General features: G+C 73.0%; 16 protein-coding genes. 13 read left to right on the top strand and 3 right to left on the bottom strand.

Annotated features, from left to right (window positions below):
• Nucleotides 1–15: 15 nt before the first annotated feature.
• Complete coding sequence (locus ACIBJF_RS00475) at nucleotides 16–804, bottom strand: S1 RNA-binding domain-containing protein (RefSeq protein WP_399171446.1); 789 nt, start codon at nucleotides 802–804, stop codon at nucleotides 16–18.
• Nucleotides 805–1,027: 223 nt separating this feature from the next.
• Here ACIBJF_RS00475 and ACIBJF_RS00470 point away from each other — a divergent pair, with 223 nt between their 5' ends.
• Nucleotides 1,028–3,187 carry a primosomal protein N' gene (locus ACIBJF_RS00470; RefSeq protein ID WP_399171445.1) on the top strand — a complete coding sequence of 720 codons (2,160 nt, stop codon included), beginning with the start codon at nucleotides 1,028–1,030 and terminating at the stop codon, nucleotides 3,185–3,187.
• 135 nt (nucleotides 3,188–3,322) lie between these two features.
• Here the strand turns inward: ACIBJF_RS00470 and ACIBJF_RS00465 are convergent, their stop codons facing one another.
• On the bottom strand, nucleotides 3,323–3,871 hold the full coding sequence (locus ACIBJF_RS00465; protein ID WP_399171444.1) for a hypothetical protein: 549 nt from the start codon (nucleotides 3,869–3,871) through the stop codon (nucleotides 3,323–3,325).
• Nucleotides 3,872–4,170: 299 nt separating this feature from the next.
• Here ACIBJF_RS00465 and fmt point away from each other — a divergent pair, with 299 nt between their 5' ends.
• From fmt to ACIBJF_RS00420, 9 genes are all read left to right on the top strand, one after another.
• Complete coding sequence (gene fmt, locus ACIBJF_RS00460) at nucleotides 4,171–5,103, top strand: methionyl-tRNA formyltransferase (RefSeq protein WP_399171443.1); 933 nt, start codon at nucleotides 4,171–4,173, stop codon at nucleotides 5,101–5,103.
• An 80-nt stretch (nucleotides 5,104–5,183) separates the two neighbouring features.
• The gene (locus ACIBJF_RS00455) at nucleotides 5,184–6,602 is read left to right on the top strand and encodes an RsmB/NOP family class I SAM-dependent RNA methyltransferase (protein WP_399171442.1); all 1,419 of its coding nucleotides are present in this window, start codon (nucleotides 5,184–5,186) and stop codon (nucleotides 6,600–6,602) included.
• A gap of 155 nt (nucleotides 6,603–6,757) precedes the next feature.
• Nucleotides 6,758–7,444 carry a ribulose-phosphate 3-epimerase gene (gene rpe, locus ACIBJF_RS00450; RefSeq protein ID WP_399171441.1) on the top strand — a complete coding sequence of 229 codons (687 nt, stop codon included), beginning with the start codon at nucleotides 6,758–6,760 and terminating at the stop codon, nucleotides 7,442–7,444.
• A gap of 90 nt (nucleotides 7,445–7,534) precedes the next feature.
• Nucleotides 7,535–8,578, top strand: coding sequence for a sugar-binding transcriptional regulator (locus ACIBJF_RS00445; RefSeq protein ID WP_174266495.1), 1,044 nt, complete (start codon nucleotides 7,535–7,537; stop codon nucleotides 8,576–8,578).
• Nucleotides 8,579–8,836: 258 nt separating this feature from the next.
• Nucleotides 8,837–9,361, top strand: coding sequence for a ribonuclease domain-containing protein (locus ACIBJF_RS00440; RefSeq protein ID WP_399171440.1), 525 nt, complete (start codon nucleotides 8,837–8,839; stop codon nucleotides 9,359–9,361).
• Nucleotides 9,358–9,696 (top strand): barstar family protein, encoded by a 339-nt coding sequence (locus ACIBJF_RS00435; RefSeq protein WP_399171438.1) that lies wholly within the window; start codon nucleotides 9,358–9,360, stop codon nucleotides 9,694–9,696. Before ACIBJF_RS00440 ends, ACIBJF_RS00435 begins: the two co-directional genes overlap by 4 nt.
• Before the next feature lie 133 nt (nucleotides 9,697–9,829).
• Nucleotides 9,830–11,272 (top strand): GuaB1 family IMP dehydrogenase-related protein, encoded by a 1,443-nt coding sequence (locus tag ACIBJF_RS00430; protein ID WP_399171437.1) that lies wholly within the window; start codon nucleotides 9,830–9,832, stop codon nucleotides 11,270–11,272.
• 252 nt (nucleotides 11,273–11,524) lie between these two features.
• Nucleotides 11,525–13,015 (top strand): amino acid permease, encoded by a 1,491-nt coding sequence (locus ACIBJF_RS00425; RefSeq protein ID WP_399171435.1) that lies wholly within the window; start codon nucleotides 11,525–11,527, stop codon nucleotides 13,013–13,015.
• A gap of 27 nt (nucleotides 13,016–13,042) precedes the next feature.
• Nucleotides 13,043–13,495, top strand: a complete 453-nt coding sequence (locus ACIBJF_RS00420; protein ID WP_031174468.1) for an Lrp/AsnC family transcriptional regulator — start codon at nucleotides 13,043–13,045, stop codon at nucleotides 13,493–13,495.
• Nucleotides 13,496–13,605: 110 nt separating this feature from the next.
• On the opposite strand, the gene ACIBJF_RS00415 is transcribed toward ACIBJF_RS00420, so the two are convergent.
• Nucleotides 13,606–14,346: a GntR family transcriptional regulator gene (locus tag ACIBJF_RS00415; protein WP_399171434.1), complete on the bottom strand. Its 741-nt coding sequence runs from the start codon at nucleotides 14,344–14,346 to the stop codon at nucleotides 13,606–13,608.
• A 203-nt stretch (nucleotides 14,347–14,549) separates the two neighbouring features.
• Between ACIBJF_RS00415 and ACIBJF_RS00410 the strand changes: the two genes are divergently transcribed.
• From ACIBJF_RS00410 to ACIBJF_RS00400, 3 genes are read left to right on the top strand one after another with little or no spacing between them, the layout of a single operon-like run.
• Nucleotides 14,550–15,710, top strand: coding sequence for an ABC transporter substrate-binding protein (locus ACIBJF_RS00410; protein WP_399171433.1), 1,161 nt, complete (start codon nucleotides 14,550–14,552; stop codon nucleotides 15,708–15,710).
• Nucleotides 15,707–16,606, top strand: a complete 900-nt coding sequence (locus tag ACIBJF_RS00405) for an ABC transporter permease (RefSeq protein ID WP_399171432.1) — start codon at nucleotides 15,707–15,709, stop codon at nucleotides 16,604–16,606. The genes ACIBJF_RS00410 and ACIBJF_RS00405 overlap by 4 nt, the downstream gene beginning before the upstream one ends.
• Complete coding sequence (locus tag ACIBJF_RS00400) at nucleotides 16,591–17,412, top strand: ABC transporter permease (RefSeq protein WP_399171431.1); 822 nt, start codon at nucleotides 16,591–16,593, stop codon at nucleotides 17,410–17,412. Before ACIBJF_RS00405 ends, ACIBJF_RS00400 begins: the two co-directional genes overlap by 16 nt.
• Nucleotides 17,413–17,419 lie beyond the last annotated feature (7 nt).

Genomic DNA, 17,419 nt, shown 5'->3' with positions numbered 1-17,419 from the left:
TCGGCGTGTCGGGGGTCAGTCGGCCGGTGCCAGCCGGATCCGGCGCCGCGGACGGTCGATCTCCACGATCCTGACCCGGAACTCCTGCCCCTCCTCGACGGCCCGTCCGCCCAGGTCGTCGGCGTGCACCAGGCCCTCCACGTCCTGGGCGATGCGGACGAAGGCGCCGAAGGGCACGAGCTTGGTCACCACACCCGGCACGGCGTCTCCCACACCCGCGCCGAGACGGTCCCAGGGGTCCTCCTGGAGGGCCTTGAGGGAGAGCGAGACCTGGCCCTGCCGGGTGTCCGCGACCAGCACTTCGCCGGTGACCCGCTGCCCCGGCCGCACCACCTCCGCCGGATGGCCGAAACGCGACCACGACAGCTCCGGGATGCGGACGAAGCCGGTTCCGTCGTGGACCGGGTGCGGGGACTCGCCGTCGATCCGGACGAAGACACCGAAGGCGTGCACCGAGGTCACCGTCCCCGTGACCACGCTGCCGCGCTCGATGCCGAGCAGGAAGTGCCGCAGCGGCTCGTCCTCGCAGGCCTTCGTGGACAGCAGGACCCGGCCCTGCCCGTCCGCCCCCATCACCTCGCCCGTGATCCGCTGCCCCGTCCCGCAGATCTCCGACGGGTGTTCCACCCGACGCCAGGACAGCTCGTACCCGGGGACGCGAGCGGAGGCGACGTCCGGGTCGTCGTCCAGCCGTACGACCACGTCGTCCCCGTCGAAACCGACCACTGTGCCGGAGCGCACTTCCCCACGGGCCGCCAGGCGTTGTCGTAGGCGTTCCAGCGGGCTCGGCGTCGGCTCGGTCATGGCCGTGAGCCTAGGTCCCCGTCGCGCCGCCGGTGGCGAATTGACTGGCGGGGCCGACCGGGCGGTACCTACGCTGACGCCGTCGACGCCGCCCGGTGCGAAGGCCGCGGTTACTTCGTGGAGTGCGCCCCTCGGGGCGTGCGGTGAAGCCGAATCCGTGCCGCTGCCGATCCGGATCTCGGGCGGACGTCGGTTGTCGGTGCCGTTTGGTAAGAATGCAAGCGTGAGCAGCGAGAACGGGGCGCCCCGGGCAGACGGGGACGGCGGGGCCGAAGGGGCGCCGCCGGAGCAGCTCGCGCTCATCCGGGAGAGCGTGCGCAAGGCCAAGGTGCCACGGGCCAAGCCGCGGACCTGGCGGGGCGCCGCGCTCGCCCCGCAGCTGCCCGTCGCCCGGGTGCTGGTCGACAAGGGCGTGCTGCACCTCGACCGGTACTTCGACTACGCCGTGCCCGCCGAGCTGGACGCCGATGCCCAGCCGGGCGTGCGGGTCCGGGTGCGGTTCGGGGCCGGGCGGGGCCGGGTGCGGGAAGGGCGCCGGGAGGGCGGCGGGCTCATCGACGGGTTCCTCGTCGAGCGGCGGGCCGAGTCCGACTATTCCGGTCCGCTGGCCGCGCTGGCCCAGGTCGTGTCGCCGGAGCCGGTGCTGAGCGAGGAGCTGCTGGGGCTCGCGCGGGCCGTGGCCGACCGGTACGCCGGAAGCCTCGCCGACGTGCTCCAGCTGGCCGTGCCGCCGCGCAGCGCCCGGGCCGAGCAGCGGCCCTCGCCCGCGCCCCTGGCCCCGCCGAAGGCCCCGGAGACGGCCTCCTGGGGCCGGTACGAGCACGGGGACGCATTCCTCCACGCCCTGGCCTCCGGCGGGTCGCCCAGGGCCGTCTGGAACGCGCTGCCGGGCCCGCTGTGGAGCGAGGAACTGGCGCGCGCCGTCGCCGCCACGCTCGCCTCCGGACGCGGCGCCCTCGTCGTCGTACCGGACGGGCGGGCCGCCGCGCGGGTCGACGCCGCGCTCACCGCGCTGCTGGGCACCGGCCGGCATGTGCTGCTCACGGCCGACGCGGGACCCGAGAAGCGGTACGCGCAGTGGCTCGCCGTGCGTCGGGGAGCCGTGCGGGCCGTGGTCGGGACCCGGGCCGCCATGTTCGCGCCCGTGCAGGACCTGGGGCTCGTCGCCGTCTGGGACGACGGCGACGACAGCCACAGCGAGCAGCATGCCCCGCAGCCGCACGCCCGGGATGTGCTGTTGCTGCGGGCCGCGCTGGACAAGTGCGCGTTTCTGCTGGGGAGTTGGAGCTGCACGGTGGAGGCCGCCCAGCTCGTCGAGAGCGGCTGGGCCCGGCCGCTGGTCGCCGGGCGGGAGCAGGTGCGGCGCGCCGCCCCCCTGGTCCGCACGGTCGGGGACGACGACCTCGCGCGCGACGAGGCCGCCCGCGCCGCCCGGCTGCCCACGCTCGCCTGGCAGGCGGCCCGCGAGGGGCTGCGGCACGGACCGGTGCTCGTTCAGGTGCCGCGGCGCGGCTACGCGCCCCGCATGGCCTGCGACCGGTGCCGGGCGCCCGCCCGGTGCCGGCACTGCTCCGGGCCGCTCCAGGGGCAGGACGCGGGGGCTCTGCGGTGCGGCTGGTGCGGGCGCGAGGAGAGCGCGTGGCACTGCCCGGAGTGCGGCGGCTTCCGGCTGCGGGCCCAGGTCGTCGGGGCGCGGCGGACGGCCGAGGAGCTGGGGCGCGCCTTCCCCGCCGTCCCGGTGCGCACCTCGGGGCGGGAGCATGTGCTGGACACGGTGCCGGGCACGCCCGCGCTGGTCGTGAGCACACCGGGGGCCGAACCGGTCGCCGAGGGCGGCTACGCGGCCGCCCTGCTCCTGGACGGCTGGGCCATGCTCGTACGACCCGACTTGCGGGCCGGCGAGGACGCGCTGCGCCGGTGGATCGGGGCGGGCGCGCTGGTCCGGCCGCAGAGCGAGGGGGGCACGGTGGTCGTGGTGGCCGAACCGACCCTGCGGCCGGTGCAGGCGCTGGTGCGCTGGGACCCCGTCGGGCACGCGGTGCGGGAACTGGCCGAGCGGGCCGAGCTGGGCTTTCCGCCGGTGTCGCGGATGGCGGCGGTGTCCGGGGCGCCCGCGGCGGTCGCCGAGTTCCTGGCCTCGGTCGAACTGCCGCCGGACGCGGAGGTGTTGGGGCCGGTGCCGATGTCTGCGCCGCCGCCCGGCCGGCCTCGTAGATCCGGAGAGCCGCCGCCGGGCGAGCACTGGGACCGGGCGCTGGTGCGGGTGCCGCCGGGGAGCGGGGCGGCGCTGGCTGCCGCGCTGAAGACCGCGCAGGCCGCTCGTATGGCGCGGGGGAGCGGGGAGGCGGTGCGGGTGCGGATCGATCCGCCGGACATCGGGTGACGGTGGTGTTCCGGCTGTTTGGTGGTGGTGCGTTCGCGCCGGTTGTCCGGGCGAGCGCGTGTCTGCCCTCCCGGGTCCTTCCGGGAGGGCAGGGCGGAAGTGTCAGCCGCTGCTCGGCCGCTGTTCGGCGGCTGCTCAGCCGTTGCGCGGGCCGGGGAAGGCCGTCGGGCGGGCCTCGTCGCGGTCGCGCAGGGCCGGGCTGCCCGCGGTCGGCTGCGTGGGCATCGAGCGGGCCGCGGGGACCGTCGGGACCGCGGGCAGGCCGGTGTTCACATTGAGCGTGCGGGTGCCGGACGGCTCCGCGGTGCGCTCGGCCTCGGCGGCCGCCTGGGCCGTGGCGCGGCGGGCGCCGTAACGGCGGTGCACCGCCTGCTTGGTGACGCCCAGCGCCGAGCCCACCGCGTCCCACGAGAAGCCGAGTGAGCGGTCGAAGTCCACCGCGGCCGTGACCAGGGTTTCGACACTGTCCCGGAGTTCCTGGGCGAGGCGCACCGTCGGGGCGGGGGCGCGTCCGTAGACGACGAAGCCCGTGGAGGGGCCGGAGCGGCGCGGGCGGTAGACGTTGCCCAGCTGGGCGGTGAGCGTGCGCAGGGCGTCCACCTGCCGGCGGACTCGCTCGATGTCCCGCACCAGCAAGTGCAGGCTGGCCCGGGCCTGGGCGTCGTGGGTTGCGTGGTCGGCCATGAACAAGCCTCTCGAACCGGCGTTGAAAGTAATCGGGCCGCGAAAGCGGCCCTATGTGGTCAACTCTTTCTTGACCAACGCGTGTGCGCTCCGCTGGTCACGGGCTGGGGGCGTACGGGCATATGCGTACGCCGGTCGTCCCGGTGCGCGCCGTGTGTGGCGAGGCTGGACAACCCTGTGGGGGTCGCTCGCCGTCGGCGGCCGCGCGTCCGTTCGTGCGTATGGGGTGTCATCCGTTCCTTGGTCATAGACTGGTGCGCTGCCCGGTCAACCCCCGCCCGAGAGGCCCGATCCCGCCCATGAAGCTCGTCTTCGCCGGTACCCCAGAGGTCGCCGTTCCCGCTCTGGACGCTCTGATCGCCTCCGGGCGGCACGAGGTGGCCGCCGTCGTCACGCGGCCCGACGCGCCGGCCGGGCGTGGGCGCAGGCTGGTCGCGTCGCCCGTGGCCGAGCGGGCGGAGGAGGCCGGGATCGAGGTGCTGAAGCCGGTCAGGCCGCGCGACCCGGAGTTCCTGGAGCGGCTGAAGGAGATCGCGCCGGACTGCTGCCCCGTCGTCGCCTACGGCGCCCTGCTGCCCCGCGTGGCCCTCGACGTCCCCGCCCACGGCTGGGTCAACCTGCACTTCTCGCTGCTGCCCGCCTGGCGCGGAGCCGCTCCCGTGCAGCACGCCATCATGGCTGGCGACGAGATCACCGGGGCGTCGACCTTCCTCATCGAGGAGGGGCTCGACTCCGGCCCTCTCTACGGCACCGTGACCGAGGAGATCCGGCCCACCGACACCAGCGGCGACCTGCTCACCCGGCTCGCCTTCGCCGGTGCGGGGCTGCTCGCGGCCACCATGGACGGGATCGAGGACGGCACCCTGAAGGCCGTCCCGCAGCCGGCCGAGGGCGTCACCCTCGCGCCGAAGATCACCGTCGAGGACGCCAAGGTCGACTGGGCCACGCCCGCGCTGCGCGTCGACCGGGTCGTGCGCGGCTGCACCCCGGCGCCCGGCGCCTGGACCACCTTCCGCGGCGAGCGGCTCAAGCTCATCCAGGTCACCCCCGTGCCCGAGCGCACCGATCTCGCGCCGGGGCGGATGGCCGTCGGCAAGAACAGCGTGCACGTGGGCACCGGTTCCTACGCCGTCGAGCTGCTCTGGGTGCAGGCCCAGGGCAAGAAGCCGATGCGGGCGGCCGACTGGGCGCGCGGCGTGCGCATCGCCGAGGGCGAGACGCTCGGCGGCTGAGCCCCGGGCGGCGGGGGCGGCGGTGCGCCGACGTAGGCTGGACACCGCAGCCCTTTCTTCACATCCGGAGCACCTTTTTCGTGAGCGAGCAGTCCCGGCGGCCTCGTAAGCCCGCCAAGCCCTACCGTCGTCCTCAGAAGGACCCCGTCCGCATCCTGGCCTTCGAGGCGCTGCGCGCGGTCGACGAGCGGGACGCGTACGCCAACCTCGTGCTGCCTCCGCTGCTGCGCAAGGCACGGGAGAAGGGCGACTTCGACGCGCGGGACGCCGCCCTCGCCACCGAGCTGGTCTACGGCACGCTGCGCCGGCAGGGGACGTACGACGCGGTGATCGCCGCCTGCGTCGACCGGCCGCTGCGCGAGGTCGACCCGCCGGTGCTCGACGTGCTCAGCCTCGGTGCGCACCAGCTGCTCGGGACGCGGATCCCGACGCACGCCGCCGTGTCCGCCTCCGTGGAGCTGGCGCGGGTGGTGCTCGGCGACGGGCGCGCCAAGTTCGTCAACGCGGTGCTGCGGAAGGTGGCCCAGGACGACCTCGACGGGTGGCTGGCGAAGGTCGCGCCGCCGTACGACGAGGACCCCGAGGAGCACCTCGCCGTCGTGCACTCCCATCCGCGCTGGGTCGTCTCCGCGCTGTGGGACTCCCTCGGCGGCGGGCGCGCCGGCATCGAGGACCTGCTGGCGGCCGACAACGAACGGCCCGAGGTCACCCTGGTCGCGCGGCCGGGCCGGGCCACCGCCGAGGAGCTGCTCGGCGAGGAGGCCGCCGTACCGGGGCGCTGGTCGCCGTACGCCGTGCGGCTCGCCGAGGGCGGTGAGCCGGGCGCGGTACAGGCCGTGCGCGAGGGGCGGGCCGGGGTGCAGGACGAGGGCAGCCAGCTGGTCGCCCTCGCGCTCGCGGGCGCGCCCCTGGAGGGCCCCGACACCAAGTGGCTCGACGGGTGCGCCGGGCCCGGCGGGAAGGCCGCCCTGCTGGCCGCCCTCGCCGCCGAGCGCGGGGCCACGCTGCTCGCCTCCGAGAAGCAGCCGCACCGCGCGGGCCTCGTCGCCAAGGCGCTGGCCGGCAACCCGGGGCCGTACCAGGTGATCGCCGCCGACGGCACCAGGCCGCCGTGGCGGCCCGGCACCTTCGACCGCGTGCTCATGGATGTGCCGTGCACCGGGCTCGGCGCGCTGCGCCGGCGTCCCGAGGCCCGCTGGCGCCGGCGCCCCGAGGACCTGGACAACTTCGCGCCCCTCCAGCGCGCCCTGCTGCGCACGGCGCTCGACTCGGTGCGGGTCGGCGGCGTCGTCGGGTACGCCACCTGCTCGCCGCACCTGGCCGAGACCCGCGCGGTCGTCGCCGACGTCCTCAAGCAGCACCCCGACACCGAACTGCTCGACGCCCGTCCGCTACTGCCGGGGGTCCCGGCGCTGGGCGAGGGCCCGGACGTACAGCTCTGGCCCCATCTACACGGCACGGACGCGATGTACCTGGCCCTGATCCGCAGAACCGGCTGAACGCCGCGGGGGCCGGCGCCCCTGAAAGGGGCGCGGGGCTGTATCGATATGCGGCTCGGCCGCGGGGCGCGAGCAACCCCACCGGCCCGCAGACGAAGCGCAACCGCAACAGACCGCCGTTACAGCCCAGCGCAGCGGCATGGCAGGCTTGGGGCATGGCCGTGCAGATCAACCCCAGCATCCTGTCCGCCGACTTCGCCCGCCTCGCGGAGGAGACCAAGGCGGTCCAAGGCGCCGACTGGCTCCATGTCGACGTCATGGACAACCACTTCGTCCCGAACCTCACGCTCGGCGTGCCGGTCGTGGAGTCCCTGGCGCGTGCGACGGACACCCCGCTGGACTGCCACCTGATGATCGAGGACCCCGACCGGTGGGCGCCCCAGTACGTCGAGGCGGGCGCCTCCTCGGTCACCTTCCACGTGGAGGCGGCCGCCGCCCCCGTGCGGCTCGCCCGGGAGATCCGGGCCAAGGGCGCCCGTGCCTCCATGGCGCTCAAGCCGGCGACGCCGATCGAGCCGTTCGAGGACCTTCTCCCGGAACTCGACATGCTGCTGATCATGACGGTTGAGCCCGGCTTCGGTGGGCAGGCGTTCCTCGACATCATGCTGCCGAAGATCCGCCGTACCCGTGAGCTGATCGGCAAGCACGGCCTGCAGCTGTGGCTCCAGGTGGACGGCGGTGTCTCGGCCTCGACGATCGAGCGGTGCGCGGAGGCGGGAGCGGACGTGTTCGTGGCAGGCTCGGCCGTGTACGGGGCGAAGGACCCGGCGGAGGCGGTCCGGGGCCTGCGGGCGCAGGCCGAGGCGGCAACCGCCAAGGCCTCCTGGGCATGCGACCACTGAGCCACAGGTACGTGAACGGTTAAGTCAACGGCCCTTATCAGGGCGGATCCGTAGCGCCGAATCTGCAAGGATGAACGGCGAATCCAGAGTGTGAACAGCAGTGAGGAGATCGCCGTGTCGGGTATGTCGGCGGGCCGGTCAGCCATGCGGATGGGACCCGCTGAGCTGGTGCAGGCGGCGGCCATGGCCCGCCGCTTCTACCTCGAGGGCAAGTCCAAGATCCAGATCGCGGAGGAGTTCGGCGTCAGCCGCTTCAAGGTGGCCCGGGTCCTGGAGACCGCCCTCGAACGGGATCTCGTGCGCATCGAGATCCGTGTCCCGGCCGAGCTGGACGCCGAGCGCTCCGACGCGCTCCGCGCCCGGTACGGCCTGAGGCACGCCGTCGTGGTCGAGTCCCCGGCCGAGGCCGAGGAGACCCCCGACCCCGAGAACCTTGGGGAAGTGGCCGCCGACCTGCTCGGCGAGCTCGTCAACGAGGGGGACGTGCTCGGGCTGGCCTGGGGCCGGTCCACGATCCACATGGCGGCGGCGCTCGACCGGCTGCCGCCGTGCACGGTGGTGCAGCTGACGGGCGTGTACGACGCCGGGACCTCGGAGCGCGGCTCGGTCGAGGCCGTGCGCCGCGCCGCCCAGGTGTCGGGCGGCGACGCCCACCCCATCTACGCGCCGATGCTGCTGCCGGACGCGGCCACCGCGGCCGCGCTGCGCAACCAGACCGGGATCGCCCGGGCCTTCGAGTACTTCGACAAGGTCACGGTCGCCTGCGTCTCCATCGGCTCCTGGGAGCCGGGCATCTCGACGGTGCACGACATGCTCAGCGACGAGGAGCGGGCGCACTACGCCTCGCTCGGTGTCGCCGCCGAGATGGCCGCGCACCTCTTCGACGCCGAGGGGCGCCGGATCGGGCGGGACCTGGGGGAGCGGTGCATCACGGTCAAGGCCGACCAGCTGCGCCGTATCCCGGAGGTCGTGGCGATCGCCGGCGGTCAGCGCAAGGCCTCCGCGATCGACGCGGTGCTGCGGTCCGGGCTGGTCACCAGCCTGGTCACGGACACCTCCGCGGCCGACTACCTGATGACGGCCGGGCCCACCCCGAAGCCGACGCTCAGCCGCGCGGACCCCGACGGGCACTGAGGGACTCCGCGGCGGGGACACAGTGGTCGGTCCTCGCCGCGGGGTTCGCGGGGGCCGGCCGCCAGGGGTGCGCCGGGGTTCGGCTCCCGTGGGGCACGTGGGCGGTGACCGTCGGCGCCTCACCGACCGCCGCAGCGCCCGCGTGTCGTGCGGAGGGCGAGTGAGCACCGGCGGCTCACCGCCCGACACGAGCGTCATGGAGCGCTGCGGCGGGTCGCGGCGGCGGAGGAGCGGAGCGGCCGTGGCAGCATCGTCGGCATGTCGCCCCGGCTCGCCTACACGACCAGACGGCCCCTGACGCCACCTCGCACCCCCGGACGGTCCCGGGCCTCGGCCCATGGGCGGGCCCCGACGCCCGCCCGCGCGCTCGCGGGGCTGTTGGCCCTCGTCCTCGCCGTCCTGCTCGCGGGGTGCTCGTCCGGTTCGGGTCCGGGTTCCGGCACCGGGGCGGGCACGGTTGGGCGGGCGTCCGGCACGAGTGCTTCCGTCCCGGCGTGGGCGCACGGAATGGGCACGGTCAGGGAGTCCCGGCTGCCGGCCGAGGCCCGCAGGACGCTGGCCCTGATCGACAGGGGCGGGCCCTTCCCGTACGCCAGGGACGGCGTCGTGTTCGGGAACTTCGAGGGGCGTCTGCCAAAGCACCCGCGCGGCTACTACCACGAGTACACGGTCCCGACGCCCGGCTCCCACGATCGCGGGGCCCGGCGCATCGTCACGGGTCGGGGCGGGGAGATCTACTACACCGATGATCACTACAACTCGTTCCGGGCGGTGCTGAGATGAGCGAAGACCCGACCGACCTGACAGGGCGGCTCGTGGTCACCCTGGACCTGCACGGCGTCACCGACAAGGCCGGACTGATGGACCGCACCGCCCGGGCCCTGGCGCTGCCCGACTGGTTCGGCCGCAACTGGGACGCGCTGGCCGACTCCCTCAGCGACCACACCGTGTGGCCCGAGGGGGCTGTCGAGCGCGGACTGCTGATCGTCGTCCGCGGCTGGCGGCCGTACGCCGAGGCCCGGCCCGACGAGTGGCGGATCGCCCAGGAGGTGTTCGCCCAGGCCGCGGACCACACGCCCGCCCTGTCCGTCGCGCTGGCTCTCGGAGGATCCTCCTAGGTGATCGGCGCTCACCCTGGATGTTCCGTGAGGGCGGGACAGCCATCCCGACATGGGACAATGAAGTACGTGCTCTTTTCCCCCCGGCACACCTGTCGGGGGGTCACCTCTGATCGACTGGGATGTGCAGCACGTGCGTTTCCTCAATGACATCCAGCCCGCGTACGACCTGACGTACGACGACGTGTTCATGGTGCCGAGCCGCTCCGCGGTCGGTTCGCGTCAGGGCGTGGACCTCGCCGCGCCGGACGGCACGGGCACCACCATCCCGCTCGTCGTGGCCAACATGACCGCCATCGCCGGCCGCCGCATGGCCGAGACGATGGCCCGCCGCGGCGGTCTGGTGGTCATCCCGCAGGACATCCCGATCGACGTTGTCACCGACGTCATCTCTTGGGTGAAGAGCCGCCACCTGGTGCTCGACACGCCGATCGTGCTGGCCCCGCACCAGACCGTCGCCGACGCCCTGGCGCTGCTGCCCAAGCGGGCGCACAACGCCGGTGTGGTCGTGGACGAGGACGAGCGGCCCGTCGGCGTCGTCACCGACGCGGACCTGACCGGCGTCGACCGCTTCACCCAGCTCGAAGTGGTCATGTCCAAGGACCTGCTCCTGCTGGACGCCGACATCGACCCGCGCGAGGCCTTCAACACCCTCGACGCGCACAACCGGCGCTACGCCCCGGCCGTCGACAAGGACGGCAGGCTCGCCGGCATCCTGACCCGCAAGGGCGCCCTGCGCGCCACGCTGTACACCCCGGCCGTCGACGCGAACGGCAATCTGCGCATCGCCGCCGCGGTCGGCATCAACGGCGACGTCGCGGGCAAGGCCAAGCAGCTGCTCGACGCGGGCGTGGACACGCTCGTCATCGACACCGCGCACGGCCACCAGGAGTCGATGATCAGCGCCATCAAGCTGGTGCGCGCCCTCGACCCGCAGGTGCCGATCGTCGCGGGCAACATCGTCTCCGCCGAGGGCGTGAAGGACCTGATCGACGCCGGCGCGGACATCATCAAGGTCGGTGTGGGCCCCGGCGCCATGTGCACCACCCGCATGATGACCGGCGTGGGCCGGCCGCAGTTCTCGGCGGTGCTGGAGTGCGCCGCCGAGGCGAAGAAGTACGGCAAGCACGTGTGGGCCGACGGCGGCGTCCGCCACCCGCGCGACGTGGCCATGGCCCTCGCGGCCGGCGCGTCCAACGTGATGATCGGCTCCTGGTTCGCCGGCACCTACGAGTCCCCGGGCGACCTCCAGCACGACGCGAGCGGCCGCGCCTACAAGGAGTCGTTCGGCATGGCCTCCGCCCGCGCGGTGCGCAACCGCACGTCGGAGGAGTCGGCGTACGACCGCGCCCGCAAGGCGCTGTTCGAGGAGGGCATCTCCACCTCGCGCATGTTCCTCGACCCGGCCCGCCCGGGCGTCGAGGACCTGATCGACTCGATCATCGCGGGTGTCCGCTCCTCCTGCACCTACGCCGGTGCGGCCTCCCTGGAGGAGTTCGCCGAGAAGGCCATCGTGGGCATCCAGAGCGCCGCCGGCTACGCCGAGGGCAAGCCGCTGCACGCCAGCTGGAGCTAGGCGCTCCGCTGGGCAGCCCCGCGCCCCTTCGGGGGCGCGGCAGGCACCGCGCAACGAATCCGCGCCCCCACGACGGGAACGCAATGATCTTGCGCATGCGTGCAAGGTTGCTGCATTACGCCCGTGAAGGCCTGGCTCATAGGGTGCTCGTCTGTACGTGGCGTGGCGGGGACCCCGCTCGGTGGGTTCCTGCCCTCGCAGGCTCCCCCCGGTCCCCGGACGCAATGACCGGCAGCATGAAGGAGCCAGCGCGTGCTCGACCAAGGCGCACCCCCGCACGACCGCACAGCGAACGCCCCCGCACCCCGGGGCCTCGCCGCGCGCCTCATGCGGCGCAAGCCCGTGGAACGCCTGGTCGCGGAGGGCGGCCAGGGCGAGGGAGGCTCGCTTCGGCGGTCCCTCGGCCTGTGGCAGCTGACCATGATCAGCATCGGTGCCACCCTCGGCACCGGCATCTTCGTCGTCCTCGGCGAGGCCGTCCCGAAGGCGGGCCCGGCCGTCGTCCTCTCCTTCGTGATCGCCGGTCTCACCGCGCTGTTCTCGGCCCTGTCCTACGCCGAGCTGGCGGGCACCATCCCGGTCTCCGGCTCCTCGTACTCGTACGCATACGCGACGATGGGCGAGCTGATCGCCTGGGTCTGCGGCTGGTGTCTGCTGCTGGAGTACGGCGTCTCGGTCGCCGCCGTGGCCGTCGGCTGGGGCGAGTACCTGAACGAGCTGCTGAGCGGCACCCTCGGCGTCACCATCCCGGACGCCCTGGCCAACCCGCCCGGCGTCGACGGCGGTGTCTTCAACCTGCCCGCCCTGATCGTCGTGATCCTCGCGATGGTGTTCCTGCTGGGCGGCGCCAAGGAGTCCGCGCGGGCCAACACCGTCATGGTGTGCGTGAAGATCGCCGCGCTGATCCTGTTCTGCGCGATCGGCTTCATGGGCTTCAAGTCCGGCAACTACTCCCACTTCATGCCGCTCGGCATGGCGGGCGTCAGCGGCGCCGGCGCCACGCTGTTCTTCTCGTACATCGGCTTCGACGCCGCCTCCACCGCCGGTGAGGAGGCCAGGGACGCCCAGCGCGACCTGCCCCGCGCGATCATGCTGTCGCTGGTCATCGTGACCGCCCTGTACGTGCTGGTCGCCGCCGTCGCCGTCGGCGCCAGGCCGTGGCGGAGCTTCGACGACTCCGAGGCCACGCTCGCCCAGATCATGAAGGACGTCACCGGGCAGAGCTTCTGGGGCACGCTGCTGGCCTTCTGCGCCGTCATCGCCATCGCGAGCGTCGTCCTGACCGTGCTCTACGGCCAGACCCGCATCCTGTTCGCCATGTCCCGCGACGGCCTGGTGCCCAAGGTCTTCGCCAAGGTGCACCCGAAGACCGGCGCCCCGCGTGCCAACACGGTCATCGTGTCGCTGTTCTGCGGCGTCCTCGCCGCCGCGATCCCGCTGGGCCGGCTCGCGGACGCCACCAGCATCGGCACGCTGTTCGCCTTCGCTCTGGTCAACGTGGCCGTCGTGGTGCTGCGCCGGACCCGCCCGACCATGCGGCGCTCCTTCCGGGTCCCGCTGTCGCCGGTGCTGCCCGCGCTGGGCTTCGCCTTCTGTGTCTGGATGATGGGCAGCCTGTCCACCGTCACCTGGATAGTGTTCGGTGTCTGGATGGCCGTCGGGCTCGTGTTCTACTTCGGATACGGCTATCGCCGTTCCCGTCTCGCGACCGGTGACGGCCTCGCGGTGACGGCAGAGAAGTGACCGGACCGAAGAAGTGAACCACCCCCTGTGCTGAACGATCTCGACGAACGCATCGTGCACGCCCTCGCCGAGGACGCCCGCCGCTCCTACGCGGACATCGGGCAGATGGTCGGCCTGTCCGCGCCCGCCGTGAAGCGGCGCGTGGACCGGCTGCGCGCCACCGGAGCGATCACCGGATTCACCGTGCGGGTGGATCCGGCGGCGCTCGGCTGGGAGACCGAGGGCTACATCGAGATCTACTGCCGGCGGAACACTTCGCCGGACACCATCCAGCGGGGACTGGAGCGGTATCAGGAGGTCGTGGCCGCGTCCACCGTCACCGGGGACGCGGACGCGATCGCCCAGGTCTTCGCCTCCGACATGCGGCACTTCGAGCGGGTGCTGGAGCGGATCGCCGGGGAGCCGTTCGTGGAGCGGACCAAGTCGGTGCTGGTGCTGTCGCCGTTGCTGCGGCGCTTTTCTTCCGGAGCGCCGGGGTAGGGCGGCTTCCTGTCCGGGGCGCCCTGTCGTTCGCCGGGTGCGGGTAGTGCCGGGTCGCGCGACCAGCCACAGGCGGCCCGCGGTCGGCATACGGCCATGCGCCCCGGGCCCTACCCCGCGGTCTTCCGCGCCAGCGCGTTGTTGCCGATCGAGTTGTGCACGCTGAAGCTCACCGCGTCCGAGCGGTACCGGTCGTCCGACCACTCCACCGGGCGCCCCTCGCGGGTCGTCGTGACCCGGCGGACGCGCAGCAGCGGACTCGTGCGGCGGACACCCAGCAACTCGGCGTCCTGCGCGCCCGCCGCGACGGCGTCGATGATGTGCTCGCCGTAGGCGAAGACCAACCCCGTGTCGTCGTAGAGGCGTTGGGTGACCGACGGGCAGTCCGGCTCGATCGGCTCGACCGCGGGGGAGATCCAGTCGGCGTACACCGTGCGCTCCAGCAGCACCGGCTCACCGTCCAGGCCGCGCACCCGGAGCACGTGCAACACCGGTGTGCCGACGGGCAGTTGGAGGCGTACGGCGTCCTCCTGGGTCGCCGGGCGGTACTCCTGGGACACCACCCGGCCCGTGGCCTCGCGGCCCATCGCGCGGGCCCACTGGGCGAAGCTGCGCAGTTCCTCGAAGCTCTGGCTGCGGCGGCTGGCGAGCACGACGCGCCGCGCACCCTGGCGGGAGCCGATGAGCCCTTCGGAGGTCAGTGCCGCGACGGCCTGGCGGACCGTGCCGCGGGAGACGCCGTATGCCGCGGCGAGCTCCGACTCCGAGGGCAGCCGGCTGCCGACCGTGTACTCCTCGCGGTCGATCGCGCGCCGCAGCTCGTCGGCGATCTCCTCGTGTCGCGCGGTCATGCTTCCCCTCTGCTCGGGTCACTGTGCACAGCGTGACCAGCCTAATCGAGACCTGAGCGTGATCTGAAACGGTCTGGATTGTGCAGCCAAGCAGGGGTCAAAGTTTCGCTCCCGTTTACAGACAGGACGCCGCGGGCGGGCGTACTGTGACGCAACTTGTTCAGACAAGTTCTCCGAACCCTCGTGCGCCCCCTGGAGAGACCGTGACCGTGTCCCTGCCGAGAAACGCCGTCCTCGGCGGCTGCATCGCCGTCGTCGCCGCGCTCGCGCTGAGCGCCTGCGGCGCCGCCCCCGACAAGGCGTCGACCACCACCAAGGACGGCAAGAACGCCGCCACCGCCACCTCCGCCGCCGGCTTCGGCGGCATGGACGCCCTCGTCAAGGCGGCCAAGAAGGAGGGCACGCTGCACATCATCGCGGTGCCCCGCGACTGGGCCAACTACGGCGCGATCATCGACGGATTCCAGAAGAAGTACGGCATCAAGATCCAGGACGAGAGCCCCGACGGCACCAGCGAGGAGGAGATCAGCGCCGTCACCACCCGCAAGGGCCAGGACCGCGCCCCCGACGTCCTCGACCTGGGCTCCTCGTTCGCGCTGAGCGCCGCCCAGCAGGGCCTGCTCGCGCCCTACAAGGTCGCCTCCTACGCCGACATCCCCGAGGCCCAGAAGGACCAGCAGGCCCGCTGGTTCAACGACTACGGCGGCTATGTCTCCATCGGCTGCGACGCCAAGCGCGTGAAGACCTGCCCGACCAGCTTCAAGGACCTGCTCAAGCCGGAGTACAAGGGCCAGGTCGCCCTCAACGGCAACCCCACCAAGTCCGGCTCGGCCTTCGGCGGCGTCTACGCGGCGGCGCTCGCGAACGGCGGCTCCTTCGACGACATCCAGCCCGGCCTGGACTTCTTCGCCAAGCTGAAGAAGAACGGCAACTACACGCCCGTCGAGTCCACCCCGGCCACCGTCGAGAAGGGCGAGACGCCCATCTCCATCGACTGGGACTACCTGAACGCCGGCTACGCCGACGAGTTCAAGTCCAAGGGCCTCGACTGGAAGGTCGTCATCCCGAGCGACGGCCAGTACGCCCAGTACTACTGCCAGGGCATCAACAAGGACGCCCCGCACCCTGCGGCCGCCCGCCTGTGGCAGGAGTACCTCTACAGCGCCGAGGGTCAGAACCTGTGGCTGGGGGGCTACGCCCGCCCGGCCCTGATGACCGCCATGGACAAGGCCGGCACCCTCGACAAGACGGCCGCCGCCAGGCTCCCGAAGGTCACCGGTACGCCGTCCTTCCCGTCCGAGACCCAGCAGAGCAAGGCCAAGACGGTCATCGCCCAGGGCTGGGGTAAGGCCGTCTCCGGATGACCGCCGCTCTCCCGCGCGCGGACGTGGCGCCCGTCGCTTCGCAGAAGCGGCGGCGCCGCGCCCCCGGCTGGCTCGCCGTCCTGCCGCTGCTGGTGTTCACGGCCGTCGCCTTCGGCCTGCCAGCGCTGGCCATCGTCAACGGCGCCTTCTCGGCCGACGACGCCACCACGGGCGCCACCACCTACACCGGCGCCAACATGACGGCCTCGCTGCAGGGCCCGTACCTCACCGCCCTGCTCGGCAGCGTCAAGCTGTCCGCGATCTCCGCCGCGCTCGGCGCCCTGCTCGGGCTGCCGCTCGCCCAGGCCGTGGTCGGCTCCCGCTCGCGCCGGCTGCGCGAGGCCGTGCTGACCGCCTCCGGCGTGCTCGCCAACTTCGGCGGCGTCCCGCTGGCCTTCGCCTTCGTCGCCACCCTCGGCAACGCGGGCGTGCTCACGGTGCACCTGGGCCTGAAGGGCGCCGGCTGGGACCTCTACAGCTTCTGGGGTCTGGTCCTCGTCTACCTGTACTTCCTCATCCCGCTCATGGTCCTCACCATCACCCCGGCGCTGGACGGCCTGCGCGCGCAGTGGCGGGAGGCCGCGCTGAACAACGGCGCCACCGGTGTGCAGTACTGGCGGCACGTCGCCCTGCCCGTGCTCGCGCCCTCGCTGCTCGGCGGTCTCGTGCTGCTGTTCGGCAGCGCCTTCGCCGCCTACGCCACCGCCGCCGCCATGGTCGGCAGCGCGGTCCCGCTGGTCACCCTGCAGATCGCCGACGCCCTGTCCGGCAACGTGCTGGTCGGCCAGGAGAACGTCGCCCTCGCCCTCAGCCTCGACATGGTGCTGGTGGCGGGCCTGGTGATGGCCGTGTACCTGCCCCTTCAGCGACGGAGTGCCCGATGGCTCGACGCCTGACCCCGTGGCGGTGGTTCGTCCTCGGCCTCGCCGCCCTGTACTTCCTGGTGCCGCTCGCCGCCTCCGTGATCTTCACGGTCGACGTGCCCGGCCGGGGCCTCACCTTCGACGCCTACACCAGGATCCTCTCCGCCGACGGCTTCCTCTCCAGCCTGTTGCTCTCGCTGGAACTGGCCGTCGCCACCATCGCGGTGGTCCTGCTGCTGATGGTGCCCGCCGTGGTCGCGCTCCGGCTCGGCTCGCCCCGGCTGCGGCCGGTGGTGGAGGTGGTGTGCTCGCTGCCGCTGGTGGTGCCGCCCATCGCGTTCGTCGCCGGCATCGCCACCGTCCTCAAGTGGGGGCCGGAGCATTTGTCCCGTACCCCGCTGTTCGAGACGTTCGTGGTGATCCAGAACGACCGGTTCCCCGTCGTGCTGGTCCTCGCCTACGTCGTGATGGCCCTGCCGTTCGTCTACCGGGCCCTGGACGCCGGCCTGCGCGCCATGGACGTACGGACCCTCGTCGAGGCGGCCCGCAGCTGCGGCGCCTCCTGGCCCAAGGCCCTGGTCCGGGCCGTGCTGCCCAATCTGCGCGGGGCCCTGCTGAACGCGTCCTTCCTCACGCTGGCCTTGGTCCTCGGCGAGTTCACGGTCTCCCATCTGCTGGGATACGCGCCCTTCGCCGTGTGGATCTACAACGTCGGCGGCGAGCAGGCCCAGATGTCCGTCGCCGTGTCCGTGCTCAGCCTGCTCGTCACCTGGGCCCTGCTCCTCGCGCTCGCCGGTGCCGGCGGCGGGCGCAACCGAACCGCCGACTCCCGGGGATGACACACAC

The organism is Streptomyces sp. NPDC050743 (assembly GCF_044456925.1).
In the GTDB taxonomy this organism is placed as follows: Bacteria; Actinomycetota; Actinomycetes; order Streptomycetales; family Streptomycetaceae; genus Streptomyces.
Note: the sequence above shows the minus strand (reverse complement) of the source record. Positions and strands in the feature narration are given on the sequence as shown.

Bases quoted from the DNA above. Each gene is read 5' to 3' on its own strand.
- ACIBJF_RS00415 (WP_399171434.1), bottom strand. From the start codon at position 14,346: ATGACCGCGCGACACGAGGAGATCGCCGACGAGCTGCGGCGCGCGATC.
- ACIBJF_RS00400 (WP_399171431.1), top strand. From the start codon at position 16,591: ATGGCTCGACGCCTGACCCCGTGGCGGTGGTTCGTCCTCGGCCTCGCC.
- ACIBJF_RS00405 (WP_399171432.1), top strand. From the start codon at position 15,707: ATGACCGCCGCTCTCCCGCGCGCGGACGTGGCGCCCGTCGCTTCGCAG.
- rpe (WP_399171441.1), top strand. From the start codon at position 6,758: ATGGCCGTGCAGATCAACCCCAGCATCCTGTCCGCCGACTTCGCCCGC.
- ACIBJF_RS00435 (WP_399171438.1), top strand. From the start codon at position 9,358: ATGAGCGAAGACCCGACCGACCTGACAGGGCGGCTCGTGGTCACCCTG.
- ACIBJF_RS00465 (WP_399171444.1), bottom strand. From the start codon at position 3,871: ATGGCCGACCACGCAACCCACGACGCCCAGGCCCGGGCCAGCCTGCAC.
- ACIBJF_RS00475 (WP_399171446.1), bottom strand. From the start codon at position 804: ATGACCGAGCCGACGCCGAGCCCGCTGGAACGCCTACGACAACGCCTG.
- ACIBJF_RS00440 (WP_399171440.1), top strand. From the start codon at position 8,837: ATGTCGCCCCGGCTCGCCTACACGACCAGACGGCCCCTGACGCCACCT.
- fmt (WP_399171443.1), top strand. From the start codon at position 4,171: ATGAAGCTCGTCTTCGCCGGTACCCCAGAGGTCGCCGTTCCCGCTCTG.